We start from the raw sequence: 4,579 nt of genomic DNA on the forward strand, positions 1-4,579 counted from the left end.
CGGGAAAGTCGACGATGGCCGGCATCCTGCCCTCCTGACCTCGCCTCAACTGCGTCCTGATGCCTCCATTCTATTACCCTTGGCAACCCCCTCTCGATTGTGCAAAACCTCAGTTATTGTTTCAGATAAAGTTAAAATGGTGAAATTTATTTGCTAAGACAAGCACTGTGAAGGACACCGTATGGGTTCATGCAGTAGACCTAACTTTTCGCCATCTCCACCCAACCCAAGGCGCTTTCCCGCCGAGCACCAGTCCCGCCGTACAGCGTCCCCCCCAACCCCCCACTTCACCGTTTGACATCCGGCGCTGTTCGTGGTAAGATGTCGTGGTGTGAGCGGGGGTGTAGCTCAGTTGGTAGAGCGCGACAATCGCACTGTCGAGGTCAGGGGTTCGAATCCCCTCACCTCCACCACGCTCGGGGCCATAGCTCAGTTGGAAGAGCGCAACACTGGCAGTGTTGAGGTCAGGGGTTCGAATCCCCTTGGCTCCACCAATAATCCGCCGCCTTTGGGGCGGCGGTTTTGATTTTGTCAGGCGCCGTAGAGCAGGACGGCTGTCCGGCTCCGCAAAGGCGTAAAGAATTCAAACGCAAAGATGCAGAGGGGGCAAAGGGCGCAAAGGGTTCAGGTTCAAACGCAAAGGCGCAAAGGGCGCGAAGTTCGCAAAGGGATGTTAAGTGGGGTGTAAGCGGTGTTGTGGCCAATTCTTCAATCTGCTCATCGTCTGTGCGTTATGATACCTCTGCGCCCTCGGCGGTGAATCTTATCTGCTCTACCCCAGTCCTCCCCCGCAGGGGGCGAGCTGTCCTGCGCTTGCGATGCACACAGTTGGGGCGATACTGCTTGAATAATGGAAGGTGCATAGTGGCAACCGAGTCGTTGATGGCGTTGATCGTTCACGGTGGGGCATGGGCGATCCCTGATGATCAAGTGGCGGCCCATGTTGCTGGCTGCGAGGCGGCGCGGGAGGCGGGTTGGCAGCGTTTGCGAGCCGGCGGCAGCGCGCTCGATGCAGTTGAGGCGGCGGTGCGGGTGATGGAGGATGACCCGATCTTTGATGCCGGCACCGGTTCGGTGTTGACCAGCGCCGGAACGGTGGAGCTTGACGCGGCGTTGATGGATGGGCGCACGTTGCGCTATGGCTCCGTCGCTGGCCTGCGCCGCATTCGTAATCCGATTACACTGGCGCGCCATGTGCTTACTGGGCCGGCGACGATGCTGGTCGGTCTCGGCGCCGAGGAGTTTGCGGCGGCGGTGGGGATGCCGTTTTGCGCGAACGAAGACTTGATCGTCGAGCGCGAACGGCAATTGTGGCTGGAATGGAAGGCGCAGGGAGCGGCGCCGCCGCCTCCGGCGAGTGGTCACGATACCGTAGGTGCGATTGCACTCGACCGGGCCGGCAATCTGGTGGCGGCAAATTCGACCGGCGGCACGCCGTTTAAGCTGCCGGGCCGGGTGGGTGATACGCCGTTAATCGGTTGCGGGTTGTACGCGACGTCGATTGGTGCGGCGGTTTGCACCGGTTGGGGCGAGTCGATCACGCGCGTGGCGCTGGCGCGCCGTGTGGTTGAGCTGCTCGAAGACGGGATCAGCCCGCAAGAAGCTGCTGAGGTCGGGATCCGTTTGCTGGGTGAGCTGGCGCCTGAGGGGCGCGGCGGGGTGATTGTATTGACGCCGGATGGCACGGTCGGGTTGGCGTGGAATACGCCGCGCATGGCATACGCCTATATCAATGGGCGCGGCGAGATGCGGTCAGGGGTGTGAGCGGATGTGAGGGGCTTAGGACGAGCTGAACACACGTTCGCGGGGACTGGATATTGTTCAGTCCCCGCCGCTGTTATTGTCACGTAGAAAAGCTGGTTACACCCGCCCTGCCCGTTTATGTGAAAAGAACATCTCATTCACACAGCTTGGCTGTTTTCGTAAAGCGCACGGTAAGGGCTTGGTCGTCGAGCGTGCCAATGAGTTCGATCGGTGTGTTTTGGGCAGGAACGTATTGTGAGAAGTTGCTAGATACTGACACAGGAATGTACTCGTTTCCGGTGGCCATCACATCGAGCGTCACCCGCTCTCTCGGTGCGATATTGGCTTGCCTCACCTCAAATGCCGCTTCACATTTATTCTGCACCTCACGTACGCCGCCGTTACAATTATTGACGGCGATTTCGAGGCATGGCGGCGCGGACGTAACTTGCAGGTCGATGATAGCTGTCTTGCCAAAGCAGCCACCTATGCCGCCGAACCTGATCCGTTCGATGCATCCCGGCGCCGGACTATCTTGGATAATCGTGTGGTAAGAAATTACCAGCCGGATAGAAGCAAACAAGAAACCACCGATTAGGTGACGCAGAGAATAGGTTGTTCGCCTTGACATCCCTGTCATTGTACCGTCTTCAATTGATAGCAAGCCATTTCTTTTTATTATCGGTAGAACCAGCGACAGCACAAAGCGTAGGCTTCGCTACAGGCGATGAGTACTTCATTACTTTTGACGAGAGAGGAGTTAAGAAAAATTCTACCATGCAGTTATTGAGATTTACTGAAGTGTTTTTGTAGCCGATTACAGGTTGAAGATCGTCCACCCAATCACACTCATAACGATGATCCAGACGCCAATCACCAGCACCGCGCCGGCCCAACTCACCGGCTTCTCGTGCGCCATGCGGCTTTCAGCTTGCTGCCGCGCCTCTACCATCACTGCGGGAGGGATCAGTTTAAGCGCGAGGAAGATGCCTAACGGCGTGATGATGAGATCGTCTAGATACCCCAAGACTGGGATGAAATCGGGAATGAGGTCAATGGGGCTGAAGGTATGCGCCACTACTAAGGCCAAGAATGCTCTGGCGTACCACGGCGTGCGCGGATCGCGCATCACGATGGCGAGCGCGTAAGCTTCGCGTTTAAGCGCGCGGGCGCGAGTTTTGAGGGCAGTGAGCATGGTTGGGTTTGGAATAGATAATAGCGCGTGTAAGTGGGTTATTCCTTAGACTGACGGCTGGCTAGCTACCGCTTCAGCGATTCCGGACTCTCGGCTGATCGCCGGCCGGCGAGAATACCGCTGACGCTCAAGTCTTCATCAAGATCAGGCCAATGAAGATATTCGCCATCACCAATAATTTCGACGTGTTCCCGCTCGCGTTGATGGCCATACCATAAACGTGGATACCATACTAAAGGTACATGTATGCTACGGCCATCCTTCAAGTCTATCACCAACATCTCTTCAGTCACGCTCACTGTTTGCGCGCGGGCAAGCTGTAAATCATGCGCCAAAGTATTCAGGTCATCGCTCCGTAGGCACGTCTGATGTTGCTGTACGAGCTTGCCAATTCGATGAAGTTCTTGGGCTTTCAAGCCTCCCGGCTTTTCAAGCTGAACGGGATCTAGCCAGAATTTCGCTACCAACCGCTCGCGCTGAATATGGATATGCGGTGGTTCGCCGTGATCGAATGAGACGAAGAAAATACGGACCGATGATAAAAATGTTTGGTATACAATAACTCAATAGCGAGAACATTTCTTTTGCATTGTATCATCTCTCGGACCGATATGTTTAAATACGAAGGGGGAGCCGCCCGCCGGGCGGCTGTACGCTTGGGGTACTTGATGAGGTAAGAGCTGCACAACCGGGCGGCTGTACGCTTGGGGTGCTTGATGAGGTAAAAGCCGCACAGCCGTGCGGCTTTACGGTGTCTGGCACCACCGGTCAATCGCGGCATGCCAAGCGGCTTCGGCGGCGGCCCAATCCGGCCAGCCGCCCAACTGCGGCCAATCGCGCAGGCGGTAGGTTTGGGTGCGCCACGCATTGCTGAAGGCGGCGGCGGCGGCTGGTTGTTCGGTGAGTAGGAAGTACATCAGCGCCCATGCCGTCGGGTAGTCGAACATGCCATACTGATCGTACCCCTCGCGGCGGGCCACCAGATCGGCCAGCGCCGGTTTGAGCGGCAGCGCGCAGATCGTGGCGAGGTGACGGCGGTGCGGTTGCAGTGGCCCTTCAGGTTGGGCCTGCGCAGCCATTACTTCGGCCAAACCCTCATCAAACCAACCTTTTGGCTCGGCGTGGTAGCCGGGGCTGAGCCACTGGCCGGGGAAGAGGTAGGCGGCAGTGACGGCATGGGCCGTCTCGTGTCGCAGCGTCGCTTCGAGTGCATTCGCCGTTTGGCCTTCGCCGCGCCGGTAGCTGTAGAGCGTGTTCTGCTGCACGTCGTAGATGCCATCGACATCGACGGTAAAAGGCGTAAAGGCGCGCATGTAGTCGCGATACGCGGCTTGGCTAGGAAAGATCAGCACCCGTAGCGGCAATCGCTCTTCGCCGGGGATTGGCGTATCGCCGACCGGCCCTAGCAAGCGGCGAGCCTGCGCATAAGCGTTGGCCACCGTCGCTGCCAGCGCATTGGCATCGGTCGCAGCGGCGGGGCCGGTACGGAGGAAGACGGTCAGTGTCGTAGCCTCGATCGGTAAGGCCAGTTGCTCGTAGGCTTGGCGCACAGCAGTAAAGCGCGGCGCAGCGACCCCCTCGCCGGCCAGCCAGTCAACAACACGAGCCAACGCTGCCCGCACCATCAGCGCAATCAGCGTA

General features: G+C 58.1%; 5 protein-coding genes and 2 tRNA genes. 3 read left to right on the top strand and 4 right to left on the bottom strand.

Going from position 1 to position 4,579, the window contains the following annotated elements; translation table 11 throughout:
- Nucleotides 1–337 precede the first annotated feature (337 nt).
- From U9R81_RS17885 to U9R81_RS17895, 3 genes are all read left to right on the top strand, one after another.
- Nucleotides 338–413, top strand: a tRNA-Ala gene (locus U9R81_RS17885).
- Nucleotides 414–418: 5 nt separating this feature from the next.
- A tRNA-Ala gene (locus tag U9R81_RS17890) sits at nucleotides 419–494 on the top strand.
- Nucleotides 495–882: 388 nt separating this feature from the next.
- Complete coding sequence (locus U9R81_RS17895; RefSeq protein ID WP_416180989.1) at nucleotides 883–1,764, top strand: isoaspartyl peptidase/L-asparaginase family protein; 882 nt, start codon at nucleotides 883–885, stop codon at nucleotides 1,762–1,764.
- Nucleotides 1,765–1,897: 133 nt separating this feature from the next.
- On the opposite strand, the gene U9R81_RS17900 is transcribed toward U9R81_RS17895, so the two are convergent.
- From U9R81_RS17900 to U9R81_RS17915, 4 genes are all read right to left on the bottom strand, one after another.
- Entirely contained in the window at nucleotides 1,898–2,446 is a 549-nt protein-coding gene (locus U9R81_RS17900; protein ID WP_322496774.1) for a hypothetical protein, read from the bottom strand.
- 114 nt (nucleotides 2,447–2,560) lie between these two features.
- Nucleotides 2,561–2,938 (bottom strand): YkvA family protein, encoded by a 378-nt coding sequence (locus U9R81_RS17905; protein ID WP_322496775.1) that lies wholly within the window; start codon nucleotides 2,936–2,938, stop codon nucleotides 2,561–2,563.
- Nucleotides 2,939–3,003: 65 nt separating this feature from the next.
- Nucleotides 3,004–3,498, bottom strand: coding sequence for a DUF2442 domain-containing protein (locus U9R81_RS17910; protein ID WP_322496777.1), 495 nt, complete (start codon nucleotides 3,496–3,498; stop codon nucleotides 3,004–3,006).
- A 186-nt stretch (nucleotides 3,499–3,684) separates the two neighbouring features.
- Nucleotides 3,685–4,579: collagenase (locus U9R81_RS17915; protein ID WP_322496776.1), on the bottom strand; the 895-nt coding region annotated here is incomplete at its 5' end.

Origin of the sequence: Chloroflexus sp., assembly GCF_034435895.1 — a bacterium.
GTDB lineage: Bacteria > Chloroflexota > Chloroflexia > Chloroflexales > Chloroflexaceae > Chloroflexus.